Source organism: Tolypothrix bouteillei VB521301 (assembly GCF_000760695.4).
GTDB classification, from domain to species: domain Bacteria; phylum Cyanobacteriota; class Cyanobacteriia; order Cyanobacteriales; family Nostocaceae; genus Scytonema; species Scytonema bouteillei_A.
In genome coordinates this window covers 2,239,223-2,261,603 of record NZ_JHEG04000001.1, presented here as the reverse complement: position 1 = coordinate 2,261,603, position 22,381 = coordinate 2,239,223, and the positions used below count along the sequence as shown (strand labels likewise).

21 protein-coding genes are annotated in these 22,381 nt (G+C 41.1%); 9 read left to right on the top strand and 12 right to left on the bottom strand.

The window, feature by feature from the left end; translation table 11 throughout:
* Nucleotides 1-45 precede the first annotated feature (45 nt).
* A complete protein-coding gene (rplC, locus tag HC643_RS09110) occupies nucleotides 46-687 on the bottom strand; it encodes a 50S ribosomal protein L3 (RefSeq protein WP_038080275.1) in 642 nt (213 codons plus the stop codon).
* An 843-nt stretch (nucleotides 688-1,530) separates the two neighbouring features.
* Between rplC and ndhN the strand changes: the two genes are divergently transcribed.
* The 3 genes from ndhN (at nucleotide 1,531) to HC643_RS09095 (ending at nucleotide 3,573) form a co-directional block, all read left to right on the top strand.
* Nucleotides 1,531-2,007 carry an NAD(P)H-quinone oxidoreductase subunit N gene (ndhN, locus tag HC643_RS09105; protein ID WP_038080263.1) on the top strand — a complete coding sequence of 159 codons (477 nt, stop codon included), beginning with the start codon at nucleotides 1,531-1,533 and terminating at the stop codon, nucleotides 2,005-2,007.
* 100 nt (nucleotides 2,008-2,107) lie between these two features.
* Nucleotides 2,108-2,692 (top strand): endonuclease dU, encoded by a 585-nt coding sequence (locus HC643_RS09100; RefSeq protein ID WP_038080261.1) that lies wholly within the window; start codon nucleotides 2,108-2,110, stop codon nucleotides 2,690-2,692.
* A 326-nt stretch (nucleotides 2,693-3,018) separates the two neighbouring features.
* Nucleotides 3,019-3,573: a DUF3172 domain-containing protein gene (locus HC643_RS09095; RefSeq protein ID WP_038080259.1), complete on the top strand. Its 555-nt coding sequence runs from the start codon at nucleotides 3,019-3,021 to the stop codon at nucleotides 3,571-3,573.
* A gap of 165 nt (nucleotides 3,574-3,738) precedes the next feature.
* Here the strand turns inward: HC643_RS09095 and HC643_RS09090 are convergent, their stop codons facing one another.
* The 5 genes from HC643_RS09090 to HC643_RS09070 form a co-directional block, all read right to left on the bottom strand.
* On the bottom strand, nucleotides 3,739-4,674 hold the full coding sequence (locus tag HC643_RS09090) for an AMIN domain-containing protein (RefSeq protein WP_082051789.1): 936 nt from the start codon (nucleotides 4,672-4,674) through the stop codon (nucleotides 3,739-3,741).
* Nucleotides 4,675-4,740: 66 nt separating this feature from the next.
* Complete coding sequence (locus tag HC643_RS09085) at nucleotides 4,741-5,271, bottom strand: hypothetical protein (RefSeq protein ID WP_038080256.1); 531 nt, start codon at nucleotides 5,269-5,271, stop codon at nucleotides 4,741-4,743.
* Between the two features lie 45 nt (nucleotides 5,272-5,316).
* The gene (locus HC643_RS09080; RefSeq protein ID WP_038080250.1) at nucleotides 5,317-7,497 is read right to left on the bottom strand and encodes a cation:proton antiporter; all 2,181 of its coding nucleotides are present in this window, start codon (nucleotides 7,495-7,497) and stop codon (nucleotides 5,317-5,319) included.
* Nucleotides 7,498-7,775: 278 nt separating this feature from the next.
* Nucleotides 7,776-9,068 (bottom strand): cation:proton antiporter domain-containing protein, encoded by a 1,293-nt coding sequence (locus HC643_RS09075; RefSeq protein ID WP_038080247.1) that lies wholly within the window; start codon nucleotides 9,066-9,068, stop codon nucleotides 7,776-7,778.
* 336 nt (nucleotides 9,069-9,404) lie between these two features.
* Nucleotides 9,405-9,638, bottom strand: coding sequence for a helix-turn-helix domain-containing protein (locus HC643_RS09070; protein WP_038080243.1), 234 nt, complete (start codon nucleotides 9,636-9,638; stop codon nucleotides 9,405-9,407).
* 54 nt (nucleotides 9,639-9,692) lie between these two features.
* Here HC643_RS09070 and HC643_RS09065 point away from each other — a divergent pair, with 54 nt between their 5' ends.
* Complete coding sequence (locus tag HC643_RS09065; protein ID WP_038080240.1) at nucleotides 9,693-11,165, top strand: RNA-guided endonuclease InsQ/TnpB family protein; 1,473 nt, start codon at nucleotides 9,693-9,695, stop codon at nucleotides 11,163-11,165.
* Between the two features lie 36 nt (nucleotides 11,166-11,201).
* Here HC643_RS09065 and HC643_RS09060 read toward each other — a convergent pair whose 3' ends face one another.
* Nucleotides 11,202-11,627, bottom strand: a complete 426-nt coding sequence (locus HC643_RS09060; protein ID WP_038080237.1) for a hypothetical protein — start codon at nucleotides 11,625-11,627, stop codon at nucleotides 11,202-11,204.
* Nucleotides 11,628-11,913: 286 nt separating this feature from the next.
* Here HC643_RS09060 and HC643_RS09055 point away from each other — a divergent pair, with 286 nt between their 5' ends.
* Complete coding sequence (locus HC643_RS09055; protein ID WP_038080233.1) at nucleotides 11,914-12,540, top strand: hypothetical protein; 627 nt, start codon at nucleotides 11,914-11,916, stop codon at nucleotides 12,538-12,540.
* Between the two features lie 199 nt (nucleotides 12,541-12,739).
* On the opposite strand, the gene HC643_RS09050 is transcribed toward HC643_RS09055, so the two are convergent.
* The 4 genes from HC643_RS09050 to nfi all read right to left on the bottom strand — a co-directional run bounded on the left by HC643_RS09050 (nucleotide 12,740) and on the right by nfi (nucleotide 17,567).
* A complete protein-coding gene (locus tag HC643_RS09050; RefSeq protein ID WP_237265858.1) occupies nucleotides 12,740-13,462 on the bottom strand; it encodes a GDSL-type esterase/lipase family protein in 723 nt (240 codons plus the stop codon).
* A gap of 347 nt (nucleotides 13,463-13,809) precedes the next feature.
* Nucleotides 13,810-15,771, bottom strand: coding sequence for an FHA domain-containing protein (locus HC643_RS09045; RefSeq protein WP_038080231.1), 1,962 nt, complete (start codon nucleotides 15,769-15,771; stop codon nucleotides 13,810-13,812).
* A 93-nt stretch (nucleotides 15,772-15,864) separates the two neighbouring features.
* A complete protein-coding gene (locus HC643_RS09040; RefSeq protein ID WP_050046444.1) occupies nucleotides 15,865-16,563 on the bottom strand; it encodes an FHA domain-containing protein in 699 nt (232 codons plus the stop codon).
* A 341-nt stretch (nucleotides 16,564-16,904) separates the two neighbouring features.
* Nucleotides 16,905-17,567, bottom strand: coding sequence for a deoxyribonuclease V (gene nfi / locus HC643_RS09035; protein WP_038080229.1), 663 nt, complete (start codon nucleotides 17,565-17,567; stop codon nucleotides 16,905-16,907).
* A gap of 165 nt (nucleotides 17,568-17,732) precedes the next feature.
* Between nfi and HC643_RS09030 the strand changes: the two genes are divergently transcribed.
* Complete coding sequence (locus HC643_RS09030) at nucleotides 17,733-18,575, top strand: prohibitin family protein (RefSeq protein ID WP_038080226.1); 843 nt, start codon at nucleotides 17,733-17,735, stop codon at nucleotides 18,573-18,575.
* 183 nt (nucleotides 18,576-18,758) lie between these two features.
* On the opposite strand, the gene mnmH is transcribed toward HC643_RS09030, so the two are convergent.
* Nucleotides 18,759-19,814, bottom strand: a complete 1,056-nt coding sequence (mnmH, locus tag HC643_RS09025; protein ID WP_038080223.1) for a tRNA 2-selenouridine(34) synthase MnmH — start codon at nucleotides 19,812-19,814, stop codon at nucleotides 18,759-18,761.
* A 507-nt stretch (nucleotides 19,815-20,321) separates the two neighbouring features.
* On the opposite strand from mnmH, the gene HC643_RS09020 reads away from it, so the two are divergent.
* The 3 genes from HC643_RS09020 to HC643_RS09010 all read left to right on the top strand — a co-directional run bounded on the left by HC643_RS09020 (nucleotide 20,322) and on the right by HC643_RS09010 (nucleotide 22,377).
* A complete protein-coding gene (locus HC643_RS09020) occupies nucleotides 20,322-21,395 on the top strand; it encodes a hypothetical protein (protein WP_038080220.1) in 1,074 nt (357 codons plus the stop codon).
* Between the two features lie 327 nt (nucleotides 21,396-21,722).
* Nucleotides 21,723-22,007 carry a hypothetical protein gene (locus HC643_RS09015; RefSeq protein WP_063779547.1) on the top strand — a complete coding sequence of 95 codons (285 nt, stop codon included), beginning with the start codon at nucleotides 21,723-21,725 and terminating at the stop codon, nucleotides 22,005-22,007.
* 85 nt (nucleotides 22,008-22,092) lie between these two features.
* A complete protein-coding gene (locus tag HC643_RS09010; RefSeq protein ID WP_063779548.1) occupies nucleotides 22,093-22,377 on the top strand; it encodes a hypothetical protein in 285 nt (94 codons plus the stop codon).
* Nucleotides 22,378-22,381 lie beyond the last annotated feature (4 nt).

Sequence of the window (22,381 nt, the reverse complement as noted above, 5' to 3'; positions counted from 1 at the left end):
GCATCGTGACTTATAACTCATGACTGATGACTAACGACCAATGACTTATGATTTTTTACCAACTATGGTTGCCGGAAGAATATTTACAATAGCTCCGGGCTTACCAGGAACAGCTCCCTTGATCAGCAATAAGTTACGCTCTGAGTCTACTCGTACTACAGTAAGCTTGCGAATTGTGACTCGATCGCCACCCAACCGTCCTGCCATCCGTTTTCCAGGATAGACACGACCGGGAGTCGTACCAGCACCAATCGAACCAGGTTGTCTGTGGTTTTTAGAACCGTGAGACATTGGTCCTCGACCAAAGTTGTTGCGTTTTTGGTTGCCAGCAAAACCGCGACCTATACTTGTACCAACTACATCTACTATTTGACCTGCACTAAAAATATCTGCTTTAAGTTCTTGACCTAAAGAATACTCACTCGAGTTATCTATGCGATACTCATGCAAATGACGCAACGCTGGGGCAGATGACTTGGCAAGGTGTCCCAACTGCGGTTTATTCAGTGCTTTTGGCTTTACTTCGCCATAACCCACTTGGATGGCGGAGTAACCGTCGGTCTGCTTTGTTTTGACTTGGGTAACGGTGCATGGTCCCGCTTTGATAACAGTGACAGGAATAGCTACTCCATCACCATCAAATATTTGGGTCATGCCCAGTTTGGTGCCGAGAATACCTACAGACACAGTTACTGGCTCTCCTTTCTTAACTTTTTTCCGTTAACATCGGATTTTAGACATCTGTACATAAGCCCAAGTCAGCATTGATAGCTTTTCTTGGGCTGACCTCTGAAGTCGAATCTGCTAGGTGTCACAGTTACAACTTCCTTGGGTCTCCACAACTGTCCCTACTGTTGGGTGAATCCGATTCTGTTTGTTTTCACCACACAGCCAGAATTGTCTTCCTTAGCGGAAGAACTCATTTCTGGATTGAATGCAAGGCACGAGAGCTTTGCGTTTCGTGCAGCAACGCTTTGTATTGAAGCAGTTGATTCGGCACTCTTTCATTGCAGCAGTAGGACTTAGATAGCAGTCTACCCAGTATCCACAAACTGAGACTCATGCAATGCCACAAACAAACACTACCGCTCAGTTTTTTTCACTGCTCACCTCAAACACTTGTTCAAGGTTGTTGCGGTCTTTTCCCACGCTAAGAACTTAGCTTACTATGTACCTGGGATACTTTTGGTTTTTCAACCAATAATCCACTAACATAGTTTACCTAGTTTACCAGCTGTTTGACCAATCTTTACCAGTTTATCCTATTTGGAAATTTGTCACCATGTTTGATGACCAAACCATATGGAAGTGCCAGTAGAAGAGTAACCTGAGTCTACTAAATGTCACGATCCAATAATATAGCGTACAGATTTATATTTGTCTACAAATTTATGAAAAGAGGGATTGGGGAGTAGAGGGACAAGGCGGACAGGGGGACAGGATGAGAATCACCAATCCTCAATCGTCAATTGCTAATGACAAATGACAGATAATAGAGATGTCAAAGTGGGATAGGATAAAGAATAATCTATGGCATTAATTACCACTGGCAGCGGTTTAATCCGCGATTTAGAGAAGCATGGCGCTCTCGGTGTGTACGTACCTCTCGAAGGAGGTTTTGAAGGTCGGTACAGACGGCGACTGCGTGCTGCAGGCTATGTTGCCCTCAATTTGTCTGCAAAGGGATTAGGAGATGTAGCTGCCTATCTCACGAGAGTTCACGGTGTTCGACCTCCACATCTTGGGAAAAAAAGTACGGGTAGTGGTGCAGCAGTAGGTTATGTATACTACGTGCCACCCATTGTTAACTCTCACTTAGAACAACTTCCACCAAAATCTAAAGGTTTGGTGTTATGGATCATTGAAGGAAATATTCTTTCAGATCAAGAAGTTGAGTTCTTGGCAACTTTACCTAGCATAGAACCAAGAGTTAAAGTCATCATCGAAAGAGGAGGCGATCGCGCTTTTCGCTGGACGCCTTTACAAAAAACTCTGTTAGCTAGCTAGCGAAGGTTAAGGGGACACCGGGACAAGGGGAAATCATAAAACTATCTCTCCTTCCCTTCTCCCCTTACAACTTTATGGATCGGCTTATCCTCTCCTTCATATGAAACTGGAATCTCTGTTAAAACTTAACCGTACTATTCGTGCAATCGGTTTTGACGATAGTCCTTTTGTACGTGGAACAGGAGGTAAAGTCCACATAGGAGGGGTTGTTTGTGCGGGAACTCGTTTTGAGGGAATGGTGTGGGGAGAACTACAGCAAGATGGCTTAGACGCAACAGAGACTATCTGTAAACTCTTGGTTGGTAGTAAGTTTTTACCGCAGTTGCATATTGTATTACTTGATGGAATTGGATTTGGTGGATTTAACCTGGTTAACCTTCCAGAATTAGCTCAGAGATTGCAACTTCCTTGTGTTGCTGTTATGCGCCGCGTACCCGATCTCACTGCTGTTGAAGACGCCATGAGCCGCTTGCCAAATTTTCAGCAACGGCAAGAACTACTGAGACTTGCAGGTACTATCTACGAATATCCACCGTTTTTCTTTCAAGTTTGCGGTGAGGAACCAGAGGTCATTGCTACAGCACTGCATCGCTTAACCGATTGTGGCAAAGTTCCAGAAGCGTTGCGATTAGCACACCTGATTGCATCAGCCATTATTAAAGGAGAAAGTAGTAGTTCCGCTTAATCGATTGCGTTTACAACATTGATACAAAAAATACGCACATATTAACAATACATATTCGTCCATCAGTGTCTATTTGCAGTTCAAAATCTTGCCAATCTTGCTTGGGAGAAAACAAACTAGACTGCGAATAAGTTACAATTTTTTATACTATTCACTAAATTCGGTAAGAAAACACATTCGTATTGCAAAAGCTTTGCTGATTGTGTCTTTACAGGGAACAATATATATCTAGACGGGCATATACCGTCACAACTTGCCATACTAAAAGAGGGAGCAAACTGGCAACCTCTCCCCACTGTCTAAAACATAAAGTTAATTAAGTTACTATGAGACGTAAATCTTCTGGTAGAACAGCGACTCCTCCGAGACCTACAACCCCCAAATCTTCTATTTTTCAATCTCCCTTATTTAATGTCACCACCATAGCAATTTTGGCAGGGGTGTTTGTTTTGGGCATTGGGATTGGTATTGCTTTTAGCTCAACAGCCACATTTACCCCAAACAACGTAGCTAGTAGGGAATTTATTGATACCAAAGCACCCAATCCCGAACTTTGCGTTCAGTATGGAGCTAGCGCTATGGTGATGGATACCCGGCTATTTGTAACTCTCAACCCCTTTAAAGTCTATGTTGGTCAGCCCAGTATGCGCCCTGGGTGCGTGCTGCGTTCCAGTAATTGGGCTATTTTAGAGCAAAGAAAGCTTGTGACAGGGGATCAGGTGAGAGAGTGTAAGAATCGCCTAAACCATTTCGCGTATGCAGGTGACTTAAACAGTGATAAACCTGATATTAGCTGTACCTACGAGAATGATGATGCGAAAAACTTTTTCCTCAATCAACCAGGCGCTACAGCACCTACTCTAGAAACAGAAAGATTTTAATTGGCTAATAGCTATTAGCTAACGGCTAATGGAATAAAAATGCTTGTAGGGTGGGCAATGCGAATCATTTAACTTTAATGCATTTGATTCCATACCAGGAAATTTTTCCCCCCACCCACTCAATCGACAATTAGCGATTAGCAATTAGCAATTAGCCATTAACCATTAATTCCGACTTTTGGGAAACGGTTGACCAAAATCAATGACTTCAGGAGCATCAGCACCGTAAGAATTATTAGGTATGCTGGGAACTGGAAAATTTGGTGTTCTTGAAGGTGGAGTGTTTTTGTAATTATTAGGTTGATTGGGAAAAAACCCTGGCAAAAGCTCGGAATTTGGTGCTAGATAAGGATTGTTAGGTGCTAAAGGTGGAACTTGGACAAACGGTGTTTGGGGAGAGTAGTTGGTTGTTGCTGGTAAGTTTGTATATCCCGCACTCGAAGATGATGGCGCACCGTAGAAATTGGGTGGAAAATCGTTGGTTGGTTGTGGAGAATAATTACCCTGTTGTGAATAACCAGATGGTCGTGGAGGGTAAATACCGGACGGTAAGTAACCAGATGGTTGTGGAGGATAAATACCGGGCGGTAGGTCTTCTGAGAATGGTGGGTTAATAGCTGTTGGTGGAAAATTGTCAGATGAAGGAGCTAAGTAAGTATTATTACTAGAAATTGCAGGGCGTAAAACCCAACGATTGGCTTCTCGAGAAATAGGTTGTAATTGCACTCTTGCTGGATCTAGCTGAGTTCCTGGAGCTAAATCTAGGACAATACGAGTTACATCTGCATTTAATTGGGAAATACGGATGCTCTGGATTGCGCCAGAATAATTTCGTCGAGTGGAAACATTACCGAGTTTGGTATCTGGCAAATCAACAACGATGCGAGGCGGTTGGGCAAGGTAGAATTGATGTGGCTGAGACGGAGCTGAGAGAGCTATTTCCAGTTGTAATGCTTCTGGATTAAAACGCCAATCCTCCAACCGCACGATTTGCTGAGCATAACTACTACCAGTATGAGGAGCGATCGCAACATAAGAGCCAAGCAAACCAATTGCAAATAGATGCTTGCAATCGTGGAAGAATCGTCTGTGCTTACCCATACGCTCAATGCTCCTCATGTTCACTTAGTCGTAGTAAATCAATCTAAATATGGCATCAATTTGTACTTAATGGGTATTTAAATGGTCAGATTTTTCACTGATTTTTTCAGGTACCGCTGTTAAGTTAATACCCTCTGAAGTGCCATCTATATTAAGGGTTCCTGCTAAATCCTGTTTGGGAGTCAGTTGAGCTTGAATTTTGACTAAACTTACTGAAGGGCTTTGTGCTGTGACAGCGCTAGCAGTATGGCAAAGAATAGCCCTAGGAACTTTTCCTGATAGGCTTAGTTGTTGGCGATCCAATTTGCCTGTTAGAGAAGAGGTGATTTTATTAGCCGCAGACATTTTAGTGTTAAAGTTTGCTGATTCCATAGAACCATTCAAGTAAATACCTGACTGTTGAATATTTAATACTATGGGCTCTGACTGTTTGCAGACTTGTAAATTATCGTTAAGTACTAAACGGTAGCGACTGTTTAATGTTGGAGGAGCCTTAAGATTGCTTTCGCCATAGGCTGTCACAACTTTAAACAAAAGCACTACGGAACTTATTGCCGTGCCATAGAAGACTAAGGATTTTAAGTTGAAATGGTGCATGGAGGATTTTGGATTGAGGAATAACGAGAATGACCTGACGATCGCTCACAAATTAGCAGTCATTTCTGTTACTAGTATGGGAGCGAGGTGAGAGGTGACTTGATTGTAACGACGGGTGATAAGTAGCGATGAGCGACACTCAATGGCTAATTGATCTGTATATCTTCCTAAAGTTTGACGTTCGATTCCCCAAGCACGGCTTGTTCCTGCAATGGTGAGGTCAACACTTTCTGATGCAGCTACCACAGCTTGAATTGGCTCTACAGCTTCAATCACTTTGATGTCAATGCGATCGCGCACGCTATGAGGCAGTTGTTCCATCATTTGACATAGTTCATTGCTTAGTTCGTTTTTGATTTGCTGGTTGTCTAAAACTTGTAAAATCTGTAAGTGTCGCGTATCGCTATTAACTAACAACCTTAATGCAAGTACTAGTGCTAAATCATCATGAATATTTGCTGAGTAAGGTACTAACAAACGTTCGAGGCGTTCTTCTCCACGATCGACAAATACAGCTACATCAACGGGTGCAGTTAAAAGAATTTGACCGACTCGTCCACCCAAACGATTCTTACTAAAAGCTGGGCGATGCCATCCTACTAAAATGAGATTGGCTTGTTCGAGTAAAGCAATTTGCGCTGTTTCTCTAGCTACATTATTTGATACGCGGACAATGGGATGTACGCAAGAACGTGAAGTTGAAGGTTCTAAACGTTCAACCAATTCTTCTATTTGATGACGACGCTGTGCAATTAACTTTTCTGCTTCTACAGGAGTGCTTTCAAAAGCATAGTCTTCTTGCAGTTGAATCAAACTCAGGGGATGAACAACAGCAGATTGCTGGGAATTCATTGCGATAGCCACAGCTAATTGTACCAAACCCCTTTGGGTGCTTGGATTTGCAACGGGTACCAAAATTCGGTAAGAGATCGGGTGAATGTCTTCAATTGCGGTGTCGCGATCGCTTGTTGCTTCCTCTGGTTCTGGCTCGAGCAGGTCTAACATTATTAATTTCTTAGGATATGTCATCTCAAGCAGTGGCGATGTCATGAACGTTGTCACCAATGCCATAATGACGAGCATGGTAAACAGTAGAGGAGAAATAACCCCGAGACTAAGACCAATGTTAAGTACTATCAGTTCGGTTAAGCCCCGAGTGTTCATTAACCAACCGAGTGCAGAAGCTTCCCGATTTTCGATCCCACAAACACGAGCAGCTACGTAAGTCCCAATGTATTTACCTGCGATCGCAACTCCGAGCACTGTCAAACTCAGCAACCATAATTCTGGACTGTTAAGCAACCCAATTTCTGTTCGCAAACCGCTGTAAGCAAAAAACACTGGTAGCAAGAAAATTAAAACAAAATCTTCTGTTTTGATTGCTAATTCTTTGACAAGCTCGGCATTTTTGGGCATGATGGCTCCTAACAAAAATGCTCCAAATATCAAGTGAATACCAATGAGTTCTGTAATAAGAGCAGACGCAACGACTCCCATGTAGATTAAAGCAAGAACCAATTGACTGAGACGCCCGGTGCGGCGGTAGTAAACGGCGAAACGGTCTAGGAAAGACCGCCCCAAGGTTACCATGAAGCCAATGTAGACGAGTGAATATAGAATTGTGGGGATAGCTTTGCTAAAGCTACCAGTATTTGCTACCGCGATTGCAACTGCCAACACGCACCAAGCGGTAACATCATCAACGGCTGCACAAGTTAGTGCCAAAGTTCCCAAACGCGTTCCCTGTAGATTATTCTCAGTGATGATTCGGGCGAGTACGGGGAATGCAGTAATTGACATGGCTGCGCCCAAAAATAGGGCAAAAGCAGTAAACGAAACACTACCATTAGAAACTAAAGGATAGAGAAGTACTGCAAGCACCGTTCCTAGAGAAAACGGGACTAAGATACTGACATGAGATGTCAAGATTGCAACTTCTAAATTACCACTTAAGTATTTGGGATTCAGTTCTAATCCAATCAGAAACATGAAAAAGATTAGCCCCACCTGAGACAGTACGTTTAGAAAAGGAACTGTTTCTGGCGGAAATAAGGTAGCTGCTAACCCAGGAGCAATCCAACCGAAAAAAGATGGACCGAGAAGAATCCCGGCAACAATTTCACCGATAACAAGAGGTTGGTTAATCATCCGAAAGGCAAGCCCCACCAGTCTAGACAGCCCAATAACAATCAGTACCTCAAAGAGAACGAGAACAACTGTATGCATGGTTTCCTCCCTGACTAGCGACAACCTGATGTCCCTAAGATAATTCTTTATATCACTGCAAGATGTCAACTTTATTCAGCAATCTTGCAGTTAGTTGCCATAGTCTTGAATATTAATTCTTCTTGAGACACAGTTACCACCGTTAAAACTAGGGGGTTCTAAATTTTATTTTTTTAGAGAAATATACTGATAGATCGTAATGGGCAAAAAGAAAGCCGATACGTAAAAGATAACGGCTTTCTCAAGCTCAGTATTTGTTTGCAGTTCTAACAGAATTGCTATATGATTTGGGAGCGTTCGTAACTTGTTCCGTGCAACAAAAAGTTAACTAATGGTGATGTCATAAGTGTAGTAACAATTGCCATAATCACCATAATTGTGAATAAAGTTGGAGTAATTATACCTTGCTCTAACCCAATGTTAAGGATAATTAATTCCATCAAACCTCTTGCATTCATTAAAGCACCAATTGTGGCTGATTCGCGCCAATTTTCTCCTGATAATTTTGCAGCAAGCATACAAGCAATGCCTTTACCAAAAATTGCAATTGTCACAATCAATGCTGTTATTGCCCAAAGAATTGGTGTGTTAACCAATCCGATTTGAGTGTTAAGCCCAGAAAATACAAAAAATATGGGCAATAACAGAGAGGTGGTCAAAAATTCCGTGCGATCGCGAAGCTGTTCTGCAAACTCACCTCTTGGCATTGCTGTTCCGATAATAAATGCTCCAAAAACTGCATAAATACCTACTGCATCGGTGGCCCAAGAACACAACATCAAGAGTGTAAACACTAAAGTTAGAGTTTGAACGGTTAATTCGCCATCTCGTTTGACCATCCTATCAAAGATTGCAAGCGCGGGTCTTGCCACAAAAGTTATCAAGAGTACGTAAGCAATACCACCACCAATGGCAAACGCTGCAATACTTGTATTGGTATGAATACTTGCCAATACAATAGCTAACAAACACCATGCTGTGGCATCATCAATGGAACCAGCAGCGAGTGCCAAAGTTCCAAAATGAGTTTTCGCAATACCGCGTTCGTACAGCATTCGAGCTAGCATGGGAAATGCTGTGATTGACATCGAAGCACCTAAGTATAATGCTGCAGCCCAAGGACTGACACCTTGTTTAAATAAATCACCCCTATTAACTAGGAAGAAAGCTGCTATACTTCCCAAACAAAATGGCACAAGTATCCCTGCTATAGAAACAAAAGTAGCGCCCTTAAGCCTTTGCTTAATAATTCCAGTATTAAATTCCAAACCAATTAAAAACATATAAACAACCAACCCAATCTGACTGATAGCAAAGAGAATTGACATGGATGGGTTGGGGATCTTTTCTCCAGTGGCAAGTATTATGGGAACTTTGGGAAACAGCCATTGCTGTACGCTGGGTGCGATCGCACCAAAAAGCGACGGTCCCAACATCACACCTGCGATCATCTCGCAGACAACATCTGTTTGCCCAAGGTAGCGCCGCCCAATAATCGTAACAATGCGACAAGCGGCTAAAATTACAGTTAACTGCAGTAATAGCCTTAAAACTAACTCAAAATTTGACATCGTGTTCCCTGCTTGGAGAGTTCGTGTTATTTATCTACAAGTGAGCTTTGAACGACTCCAGAGATTCACAAACACGCTACTCCAGTTGTTTAAATTGATATAAATTTAGTTTTAAACTTAACGACAGCGTAATGTACAGTAGCTGAGGCTCATTTTTAACATATAACTGTGTTTGTCCCGTAAACAAGCTTTACCAACAACAAGAAATACTGAGTTCACGGTAATTAAAGGCGGAAGCCCACGAGTATGTGGGTGACTGAGGAACCCACATACATCCTTTAGGCGTGGGAGGAAGCCCTCCCTTGTTCGCGAGTTCCCTAGGTCGGGCTAACCCTCCTATGGCGCATTCGCGCCACGCACACGGTTCAGGACTGGACTCACCGCAGGCACTTTTAAGTGCCGTCCCCATCTTTCAACTAATTCGCTGACACTAATCCCTTCAGATTCAGATACTTGTTTTAAAGTGTCCCAAGTAGAAGGAGTTAACCAAATTGCTTTTCTAACCTTTGCTTCATCATAAAACAAAGGCTCGTTCCTCATTGCTTTTTTCTGAGGCCTTGGTGTTGACATATTTTAGCTAGGTATACCAAGCTAATAATAGGTTGAAAAAGGATAAGGCTCGAGATGCAGGTTAGTTATCAGTACAAGTTACGTCCTAATCAAAGTCAATCAAAAGTTATGGATTCGTGGTTAGATATGCAGCGTAGTTTGTATAACTGGTTTTTGGCTGACCGCATTGATGGATACTATCAAACCTTTGTGATGGGTGAATATTGCGATATTAGAACAAAAACTGAACGATATCCACTGAGTTGTTCGTTAAGCAAAAATTCTCACCTACATAATCCGTGGAAAAATCCAGATAAGGATGGACTCATCAAAAAACGTTCTGCAAGTTTGATGCAAGATGCATATCTGACAGAATTAAAGCAAGCTAGACCGTGGTACAAAACAATTCATTCAAATGTGTTGCAAATGTTGATTAAACGTCTTGATGCAGCAATGGCAGGATTTTTTCAACACGGTCGTGGCTTTCCATCATTTAAAAACAAATCTAATTTTCGTTCATTTCAATACAAGCCAGGTGATGTCAAATTAAATAAAAATAAAATTTACTTACCATCAATAGGTTGGATGAGATTTTTTAATTCTCGAACTATACCTACAGGATTTGAAATTCGTACAGTCACTATGCGAAAAAAGGCAGATGGATGGTACGGAAGTATTTTAATCGAGAATAAGGAAATCCCTAATTTTCCCAATCCTAGAGAGATAAATACTCTGATATCTCTAGATATGGGGATAACAAAGCTTGTTCATTGCTCGGATGGAACGGATTTTGTCAATCCTCGCCCCAGTACTTCTAAAAAAAGTAAACGGACTTTAAAAATCAGGCAGCGACGTTTATCTAGGAAAAAGAAGGGTAGTGCTAATCGAAAGAAAGAAGCACAAAAAGTAGGTAGGCTCCACAAAAAGCACGCTGACAAACGTAATGCTTATCAGTGGTTTGTAGCTAACAAAATAGTCAGAAAAGCGGACGCTGTTAGTGTAGAAGATTTAAACATCAAAGGGATGAAGGCAAAGTGCAAGCCTCAACCCGATGATGTTAAGCAAGGTCGCTTTCTCAAGAATGGTCAAAGTCAAAAACGTGGCTTGAATCGTTCCATCTCCGATGCTTCATGGGGTACTTTGATAGAAAAAATCCAGTACACGGCTGCAAAGTCGGGAAAAAGTTTTTTCAAAGTAGATCCAAAAAACACTTCTCGTACTTGTTCTAAATGCGGTGTCATAGATGCTTTGTCTCGTTTTGGAGAAAAGTTTACGTGCGTTGCGTGTGGATACGAAACCCATGCAGACAAACAGGCAGCTGTTAATATCAAAAATCGCACAATACAACAAAACGGATTAAATATTAAAAAATTAAAAAAGGTACGCAGGGACTCTGCGGAACCCAAACAGTTAAAACTGTTTGAAACGCCCACCGTTGAATCAACAATGGTTAAAAGGAAACAATATCGTGCCAGTGATGGCAAACGCGGTGTGCCTGGGAACTCGCCAACTCAATTGAGTTTATGGGATATTGGGGACTTGGCTTAGTCTTCAAGAATCCCACACCTTCTAGGTGTGGGAGTGTCAAAACCACTGTCCACCTCGGAAGCGCCAACGAACAAAAATAATCCGCATCAAACTTTGGGAGACAATAAAAACTGATAGCCATACAATACTGTAATGCTGTAGAAACACAGCTAACGGAGGATAGCTGGGTATAGGCAAGATACGAAAGATACCCACTGCAAACCAGATAAATATCATTTCCCAGATACCAGCCAAGAGTTGATAAGCTGCAGGCCAATCTCGATCCCAACGGTATTTTTGAATTTGGTCGTAAACCAAATCCCATCCCAAACCAAAGACAGCAACATAAGCTAGTATCCAAAAATAAGCCGTACTGGGATAAGAACCTATCCACCCAATCCCAAAAGGTATAGATACCACTACACCTACAGTAGCAAGTAATAACAATCGAGTTTGCCAGCGACCAAATAAAGTAGGAGTCATAATATACGATCGAGTTTTGGGGAAGAAGGACTTTACAACAATCTTATTTAATTTGTGACAATCTACTGTGTCCAAATCCTTGGCTATTTGAAGAAGTCGGAGGGCTAACTTTTCACCGATAATTTAAGACTGCTATAGCAGTTATACTGCTTTGGTAGCGTTGATAGCAAAGTTATAGTAGCAGCGGTTATCAAATCGGACAAATCAATCTATATTTTGTTATAAATTATACAGTACAGCCTCTCTATGTATTTAGATACACCAAGAGATATTATGAGGTAGAAAAATGGCATATAGTGATTTTAATCTTCCTAACGTTAAAGAAAGTTTTGGCTTAACACTTGATGAAACGGGGAATTTGTTTGGTAATGTAAAACCAGTTCCACCCTCCGAAACACTGAGAACTATCTTGAGCGATTACATCCCTTTGGCTACTTCAATAGCAACAGAAAAAGCACGCTCGGAGTTTTTGATTGCACCAATTTTAGCGGAAACAAGAAAGTTATTAAAAAATCAAATATCGCTATTTTCTGGAAATGAATTTAATGTTGATGCTACCAAAGGTTTGCAAGGATTTTGCGATTATATTATCAGTTATTCACAAGAACAATTATTTATTTCTGCTCCTGTCACGGTTATTTTTGAAGCAAAGAAAGAAGATATTAACGGTGGTTTTGGTCAGTGCATTGCAGCAATGGTGGGAGCACAATTATTTAATCAAAGTCAGGAAAATGACGTTGAACGTATCTATGGATCTGTGACTACCGGGACTAATTGGAGATTTTTATTTATAGAAAAAACAACTGTTTATATAGATTCAGTTGAATATTATATTAAAGAAGCTGATAAAATTTTGGGTATTTTATTGCAACCTTTTCAACCTATTTTAAATACTCTTGCAACGAGAGAATAATATAGATGCGTGAGAATTATTCTTTCGTATTTCTTGCATAAGTACATTACCTCTTCTAAGGGCTGCTATTAATGGTTGATTGTTTTGACTTATGCAAGAAGTTTATTAAACACTCGAATTTAGATAACGCAATAGAAAGTTGTTGGGAGAGAAGCCAAACTCCTTGCCCTATCTTAAAAAGTATTAAATAATACTTTTATCAACGAGCAAGTTCGTAGTCAGAAGTAGAATTGTACTGACTCATTGCTTCCCAACCCATCACATCTTCTAACAAGGTTTTGTATCCTAAAGTATTGGGATGAAGACCATCCGCACTCACGCGCTTCAGCCTCCAAGCTTCACCTTGTTCCATCCATTGCTTGAAAATATCGAGATAGGGAATACCCCGTTCCAGACAAGCAACTTTTGTAGCTTCTTTGTAACGGTGTTGATCGGCATGATTGAAGTAGAAGCAGTCAAGAAAAGGCATCTTAGCTTCATCAACTGGCATCATTCCAACAAATAAAACCGGGCATAGTTGCTGTGCTCGGTCAAGTAAAGCGGAAATTTCCGACTCAAAAACGGCAAAGTCTGTAAAATTCCGTCCGTTAGGACGGCTTAACCGCGCTGAATCATTAACTCCTACGGATAAAATAATCAAGTCCGGAACTTGATTTCGCAGTTCACCGCGATGGCGAAACTCAGCTTCCAATCTGTGAGCTACTTGCTGGATGCGATCGCCTCGCACTCCCAAATTATAAAGAACGTGACCCGGACTATCGGGTGACATCCAACTCCGCCGCAGTCGCTCAACCCAGCCTCCTCCTTCTGGATCGCCAAATCCATAAACTAAACTATCTCCTAACGCCACTATCTTCAAGGGCTGACAGAGTTTCGGTACAACTGACAGATGCATTGGGAAACGTGCTTGAATTATCTGCATCTTAAAATTTTATATTTTATATCTCTATAAAATTCTATACAGTTCTACACCATTAACGGCTTTAATGGCAATTTTTCCGTTTTTTCCATAACAACTTCATAAAAATGATAGTTGTTTCACACAAAATTTACATTATTTTAAATTTTTTGTGATATCATAGCATCGAATAAAATTAAATTCGCTTCAATGCATTAACTCCTTCTTAGAAAAACTTCCCAACGGTTGAAGATAAAAGGTAGTGTTTGCATTGAGATGATTTCGCCACGGAGCTTTTCCGAACATACGAGCCGTCCTTTTAGTTTGGCTCTATTTTCTGAAATACCGAGTAAATATCTTTAAAAAATGCATCAAGGTGACTGATTAAATACCCACTTCAGCCAATTGCCAAAAGAACTTAAGGTATTTAAGCGCTTAACCCCAGGCGCACGAGCCGCAGCAAGACCATCAACCGCACACAAGCAAGCGTATTGCAATCCCAGGAAACTATCAACAGCTGCATAAGGACCGCCTAAGGTAATTGCTCCAGCTGCATAAATTTGACCTTTTCCGTTACGCATTTCAACAACTTCAAAGTTATTTGCTACCGATAATCTTCCCAGATAGTTTAATGGCAAGTTGTAACGATCTACCAAGTCTGCCAAAAGGGGGTTGACCTGTACTTTGGCATCTAACCCAGTCGCATCAACGATAAAGTCTGCTTCCAATGTAATTTGCCCAAAACCTTTTTCTTGAATATAGGTAACCGGACGGTTCTGAACATCACGTTCTACTTTTTCCACTTCACCAAATTCAATTTTATACCAACCTTCTCTCAATCCTTCTTCCGTAATACGTTGCCAGTCATGACGGTCGGCTGTGGTAGTTCCACCCCAATCCGCTAACAAGCGCTTGCGTTCGTCGGGGCTGGCTTTTTCCAGCAAGGCGCGGAGTTCACCACCCCAACAGGCTTTGGGCCAATTAAACGGTTGGTATTCGTAATGGTTTTTGACCACACGCTGTGCTTTTTCATACTTATTGCCTGTTGGTTTGGGCGATCGCATCAAGTGTAAAACTGTAATATTGCGATTGCGTCGGCGTGCTTCATAAATCCGCTGCACAATTCTGGAAGCCACAATTCCCCGCCCCCTCAGCAAAACTTTTCCACCTTGCTTTTCCAGTTGCTCGTAAATGTGGTTGTGTTCTTCGTAAGCATTGACAACAGACTTAAAATCTTGGTATTTCTCACGATAAGCTTGCAAGTCTGGGAGAAACTGAATTGCTGGATAACCAGTTGCCAAGTGCAAATAACGAGCAACATGAAAAGCGTGGCTTCCCGGTCCTTGGGAGTAAGCTACACAATATCGACCATCATCCGTTTTACGAATTGCTCGTATTCGCCCGTAGCGATAAATCTTCTCCCATCCTATGCGTTTCGCTTCCCTGTCTATAGAATCAAAGACATTTCTCGCACGGGGTGTATAAGTTTCAGCAAAAGTTGGCTCATTAAAAACTTGCCACAAGTACCGAAAAGATTGGTCTAATTTCCCTTGAGAAAAATCATGCCATGCTTCTCGTAACGCATAACTCGGCCAACCCCAAATGTTATCCGGGCAAGAATCAGAATTTGAACGCAAGCGTTCGTGCAAGGGAATTTGAGAATTCAAGCAAAGACGTTTGTATCGAGCATACGGTTCTTTTTCCAAGCCTAAAGCGGCAATATTCTCACTCCGAACGCCAGACATTCTCAGTAAATCTGCCCAGAGATAGCTACCCAACCCAGCTCCAACTGCAAGATAATCTGTCTCACTTACTGGTAACCCCGTTGCGTGTAGCGCTTGCACCGGAACGAGTTCTTCCTGAAATACAGAGGGTGGAAAATGACTGCCCAATGGTGTTGCGGGTTGGGAAGCAGGGAGCCTTGGATCTGGGAGATTGGTATTGGGGTTGAACTGGATAGCAGAGTGAACGGTAGGAGTAGGTGCAGGTGTGCCAGCAACAGCAAGAGTTACAGTAATTATATATGGACCGATTTGTACAATATCACCACTAGCAAGAACACTGCGTGTCTGACGTTGACCGTTAACAACAGTACCGTTGGTACTGTTTTGGTCAGTCACCACCAACTGACTTTGTTCCCAATCAATCAGGACATGAAAACGAGAAACTTGACTGCTATTCAGCAGCATGCGAGCAACACGTTTCCCGTTGAGTTCAGCTGGTAAGGCTGCAAAATCACGACCAAGAGCGATCGGAGCATTTAAACGAGGTTCTCGTCGTTCTCCCGTTGTCGGATCGTCCCAATTTAATTGAATTAGTAAATTATTAGACATTATGTAATAATGAATAGCAAATAATTATTTAGTTATAAACTATACCGTTAAAATTCTCTTTGTCCCCCTTGTCTCCCTTATCTCTCTTGCCCCCTAAACACCGGGTGGAACTAAAACACTCATGGCGGCAGCTAAAGACGTACCGCACCAAGGACAACCAACTTGTAAATGTTCTAAGGACGAAACTTTATGACATTTGGGGCACTCCAAACCGTACACTCCCTGCTGTACGGGTGGCGTTGGTGAATGATAGTGGTGTCCTTGTACAACTGGTTGTTGCCTGACAGGAGGCGTAGGTTGGTGGGGGGGATATGGTTGAACTGGGCGTTGTTGCCTGACAGGAGGCGTAGGTTGGTGGGGGGGATATTGCCCTTGTCCTGCGGATGGTGTAAGAGGTTGGGCATTTGCTGTCGGTGGTTTTGGTGGGGCTAAAAGTGTTTCTGGAACGCTGCTAGTCGAGGAAATAGAAACAGCAGTTACGTGAAGTTGTTGCTGCCCCAAATAAATAGTGCTGCCTTGATTGAGTCTTAATGTACCTTGAACGAGTTGCCGTCCATCGACAAGTGGGGGGTTCTGTTCTCGCAAATTTCTAATTACAAAACATTGCTGTTGTGAATGAAAGTAAATTTCAATATGCAACCCCGATACAGTAGGATGATTCAGTACAATATCACATCGAACTGGATCGCGACCAATACGAACAGTACCTTGGTTTTTACTTGGCTGCTGTTCATATATTTTCTGAGTGTTGTCTTTTCCTGCATCCTGCCACTGTAAAGTGAGTGAGTTCATACTTTGCGACACCGTAATGTTAATGAATAACTTCAATTCCTAGCTGTATGATTCCTAACACGATTAATAGAAGCCAGCAACTGGTTCTAAAAGCGTAAGTCTAGAATTTAAGATAAGTGTCAATGCTTTGTAAAGCGTCAACCTTTTCTATAGCAGTAAGTCATTATATATCTTGAGTTTTCAAGTAATCCTTATCAAAAATCAGGTTAAAATCTTTAGTTCATATCTTAAATTCTGCTGTGTAAATCTGAGTTGTAACTGATTTTTACAGTGCTGTTTGCCCAAGAGTGGCGTTAGGCATAGCACAACTACAAACCAATTAGAACTCATGACACGGACTGCTAGTGTTTAGAAAGTTTATCAGCAAGGCGAGTTGTTTCTGGTAAGCGATACTTTGTAGTACAACGCAATACACAATCAATAGCCGTAGGTAAACTCACTCTATGACCGCTAGAAACGTACACGGGTTTAACTCCTGTACGCGTCCGTAAAACGGCTCCCACCGTTTCTCCTTTATGCATTAACGGTTGCCAGCTACCTCGTGTTTCTGGCAAGTCCTCATGCTTACCAATAAGTAACGATTTTGCAACACCAATAGTAGGCATATCCATAATTAAGCCTAAATGACAAGCTATACCAAACCTACGAGGATGGGCGATTCCTTGTCCATCACACAGGATAATATCTGGTGAGATCGTAATTTTTTCCAAAGCGTCTAAAACTGCAGGTATTTCGCGAAATGACAGAAAGCCAGGAATGTAGGGGAACGTTGTAGGACGACGTGCAATGCTTGTTTCCTGTAACTGTAGATCGGGAAAGCTCAGTACCGCCACAGCAGCACGGCTAATCGCACCATCTTCTTCAAAAGCCATATCAACACCTGCAACATATTGCAAGGGTTGTTTAAAATTATCTTCAACAATCACTTCAGACTGGAGTTCTTCTTGTATTTTTATGGCTTCATCTACCGTAGTAGGCCAGGGGTGGCGTTGATAAATCTTCATAGTTCAAAACTTTAGTTGATCGATTTTATTTCATAAATTCTTCTGTTTGAGATGTATCTATATTAAAGAGTTTTTCTCGTTGAGTAAACTCAAATCACAAAACTACCTTTAGGGTTGGTTGTATCTACCCTATGAGTGCTTAATTTATTAAAATCTCTTAACAGTATGCAGAACATTAGCAGACAAATCTCCAGATCCAATAATTTTAGATTAGGTTTTCCCTTAGCAGGAGGTGTATGTGTCTTACTTCTAGCGATCGTGTTCCGTCCCTTTACAATTGTAAATGCAGGTGAGAGGGGTGTTGTCATGCATTTTGGAAAAGTCCAAGAGCAAGTGTTAGATGAGGGTATTCATCCTATAATGCCGATTGTTACAACAGTCAAAAGGCTGAGTGTGAGGGTTCGGCAAAATACTTTTAATGCTGATGCTGCTTCCAAAGACCTTCAGAAAGTCACGACAGAACTTGCAGTGAATTGGCATATCGAACCAACACGGGTTAATAAAGTCTATCAACAAGTAGGTGATGAAGAACAAATTATTACTGGAATAATTACTCCATCTGTGTCTGAAGTGTTGAAAGCAGCAACAGCAAAGAAGACAGCAGAAGAAATTATTACTATCAGAACGCAACTGAAAGCAGAAATTGACACTCATCTAAAACAACGTCTTTCTGCTTACGGTTTGATAGTTGATGATGTGTCTTTAGTAAATTTTTCATTTTCTCCTGAGTTTAGTAAAGCTATTGAAGCAAAGCAAATAGCCGAACAAGAAGCTAAACAAGCAGAGTTTATTGCTAAGAAAGCAACTCAAGAAGCCCAAGCAGATGTGAATCGTGCTAGGGGTCAAGCAGAAGCACAAAGATTACAAAGACAAACTTTGACACCAGAATTGTTGCAAAAGCAGGCGATCGAAAAGTGGGATGGACGTTTTCCAACGGTGATAAGCGGTAATGGTACTTTACCTCTAATCAATATTAGTCCTGAAAGTTTGGCAGGTAAGAAAGAGTAGCATTTTGTTTCTGACGCTCAGGAGAGCATCCCAATTTGGATAAACACGCTTGTGACGGAAACATCGCGACTATACAAACAGAACATACCTACGCGGACTTATGAAAAATTTCAACCCACGCTGGTAAGTTTTGTCTGTGTAGCTGCGAATTCTATTCGCCAGAGTGATAAGAAATGAGAGTGTTCAAAAATCCTTTAATACTAAATTTAGTAAGTTCTCTACTGTAGCATCAGATAAATCTGATATTTTTAAAATTTTCTCTACTTTTTTAAAGTTCCATTGCATAGATTTATAGTAAGTTGGATCGTAGTGGCAATTTAACATATCCTCTACAAATAACTCCCACTGTTGGGTATCAATCAACCGATCCCATTCACGCAGCTTTTCTTTGCTGTAGCGAGATTTTAGCTTTTCTAGTTTTACTTTTAAAAAATCTGGATGTGTTGTGAGGTGTGGATATTCTTGCAGGAGATAGCTAACTCTTGTGGAGAGTGGAACTTGAATTTCTACACAACTCGCCTGTTTCATCTTGTCCCATAAGGACAGGGGTAAATAAACTTGTCCAATTTTGTTACTTTCTGATTCTAACCAAATAGTTTCTGCAGGATTGAAACTTTGCAGTTGTTGCAGTAGCAAAGATTCAAAATATTTTTGAGAGGGTTGAGGTGAGGGTTGATTATCCCATTCTTCCCCAAGTAGGGAACCTCGATGATTTGCCAAAGCTTCCAAATTTAAAACTTGAAACCCACTCAGGCGCATTTTGCGTAGGATATGAGTCTTACCACTACCAGTTAAACCACACAAGACTCGGTAGGTAAATTTTTCTGGTATTTTTTCTAACCGATCGCGAACGTAGGCGCGGTATGTCTTGTAACCGCCTTCAATAAGGGTGACACGCCAACCAATTTGGGTCAGTACCAAAGCCATACTGTTGGAACGCTGTCCGCCTCTCCAGCAGTAGATCAAGGGTTGGTAATCTTTTCCTTTTGTTTCAAAATGCTGGCTCAGATGCTGAGAAATGTTTTTGGAAACTAAAGCAGCACCAATTTTTCGAGCAGTGAAGGGAGAATCTTGTTTGTATACTGTTCCTACGCGAGCACGTTCTGCATCGTTGAGTACTGGTAAATTGATGGCACCAGGGATATGGTCTTCAGCATATTCACTAGGAGATCTGACATCAATTATTTCACTGTAAGTTTCTATCCAAGGTTGTTTGGTGTATGTAGGTAAGGGTGGCATTAAACAATCGTAATTGAGATTCGGTTCGGATCTGCAAAAACCCCGACTTCTTCAAGGATAGAGCTCGTCAATGGAGAAGAACACCTCTCATTTGCCACTCTCGTCTCTCGCTCTGGTACCTTTAACTGGGGATGCAGACAGTGAGAGCCTTGCGAGGACACCGAGTATCGAAAGCGGAGCTTCTCAAGAAGGCATTCCCAGGCGGAGCTACCGGAGCGAGGTGGGGGCTTAGATCCACCATTCGCTAACAGCGTCCTTAAAGAAGTCAGGAATCTGACTAACACTAGCTATCAAACACTATTTTTCTTAATTTTGACATTGGTCAGGGGAATGGTATTATTACAGCCGACACTCTCTTTTTCATTAAAGTACTTCTTTTGATAGATGCTAACTTTTTCAAAAATTAATAAGACTTCATGTGTTGCTTGCTATCCAACACTGTAAGCGCAAGGTTATGCAATGAAGTGTTGAAATTTATCCTTTTAACTAAAATACGGCAGGTATGAGATGAAAAAACTTGGATTACCTATATGGTTGCCTTACCCTAATGCATGGTTGAACGCTTTGATAATCTCAGTTTTTATGGCTGGGTTGGGGGCTTTTGTTAGGCGTAGCAGTTTGTTAGACTACCATCTAGATAAGTGGTCTCAACAGCCAGAACTGTCTTCTGTGGTGTTGATATTGTTGCTGATCTCTCCAATACCTGCGATCGCCTTTTTCCATCACTTTTTTCTCAGCCGCTTTATTTCTGTTATTCCTGGCGAACGAGCAAAAACACCTCAAGGATTCCTACCTGGGATTATGAGTTGGAGGGAAAGTTTGTATAGTTGGTTGGTGTTTGTTCTATCCACCCTGATAGCAACGTTAATTTGTATTCCCTTCCTGTCTCTATTTAAAGTTAATTATGAAAATCTTATTAACACCTACGATCGCGCTCATAGAACTGTACAAATTCTCTTTGCTGCTATCTGGATTATTAGTGCTGCTTTCCTATATCAGGTTGAATATCTTTTCAAAGATCGCTTGCTTTTTATGGACGACTTTCCAAGCGAAGAAACTAGTGTAGGTCAGGAACACACAGTAGAGATTCAACCAGAAAACCTACAAGCTGAAGCGATCGCCACTCCAACACCGATTACTGAAATTTCACCTCAGAAGAAAACTAGTATCACTGACGTAATTACAAAATATCGCAAATTATTGCAAAGATTTTTTATAATTTTATTGGTATCTATAGCAGGTTTATGGATGTATTTCTTTGCTAATTTACCAAAAGTGAAAAAAACTGTATCAGCAAATTTATCCTATATTGAAAAACAACTAGCAGTTCCCTCTGCAACTCCTGTTCCAGAAGATAGCACTTATCAAAAAGGTTTGAATAAAGCAAAGTCTGCAACCAGGCTAACAAAGTCAGCGCAGTCTGAAAATGAATGGCGAGTTGTTTCCCGTCGTTGGGAAGAAGCTATTAAACTTATGGAAAGTGTACCAACCTCCAGCCCCAATTACTCACTAGCACAACAAAAGATTTTACAGTACCAATTGCATCGAGAATTTGCCCAGCAAATGCATTCCAGTAACTAGCGATCGGCGGCTAAAGATCTAATTATCATGCATAAAAGTGTTGTATTTGAATAATTAATCAATTTTTTGGTTTCAATAAATTATTTAGTACTTAATACGGTATATGTAACTATTCATCAAGTGTGAGTTACCGATTGTCAGTTGCTGAATTAAGCGATTGCATCTCCATAGTGGAGCGCTGAAAAAACAGTGGATAAAGCAAAAATTGCCAAAAAGCAAAAATTTCTAAAATTTTTTGAATCTATTTTTGGGATTATTCGTCTCTCCTATTAAAGTTTATTTTGGTAAACTTTTTATTTGCTTTCCAACCTAGCAACAAGATTACAAGTGAGTTACTACGATTTTAATAATCATTTCTGGTCTCCCCAGATGGTTTGCTGTCAATCAGGATTAGCAAAGCCAAGGCAAAAAAATGCGAAATCTCGCAAATTATTGGGGGTACTGAGTCTGATGTGCGTTGCTGTTTGGGCTCCTTTACTAGTCCAACTCCTAGCGCCAACAAACAATCAAAATCAGGAAAATATTTCATTAAATAATAATGAAGTTGGTAGCGATCTCTTTATGAAAAGAGAACACTACTACTTTTTCTACCGATCGGTACAAAATCAATAACTGATAAAGCTACAATTTCGTTAAGATGCAATGGGGTGCAGTTACTAGACTATATGCACATTTAGATTTCAAAAAAGACTTCTTCATGAATCAAGAAATACAAACTCCATCGCCCAAACTGCAACGCGATCGCAACTCCCAATCCAAAATTCAAGTAGAACAGCATATTAGACTTTTAGATGTTGATAAACCGCAAGGACGTGTTATTTGCGAGTGCTGGAACTGCAAACAGGGGCTATTGATTCAGCATGAGAGAGAACCACAGCTCGATACTAAAGTGACTTGTCCAAATTGCGGTAGGGTAGCTGTCAAATTGCAAGTCGCAAAAGTTTTATCAGTCATTACTATTCCTTCGCCCTGGGAAGTTTAGAACC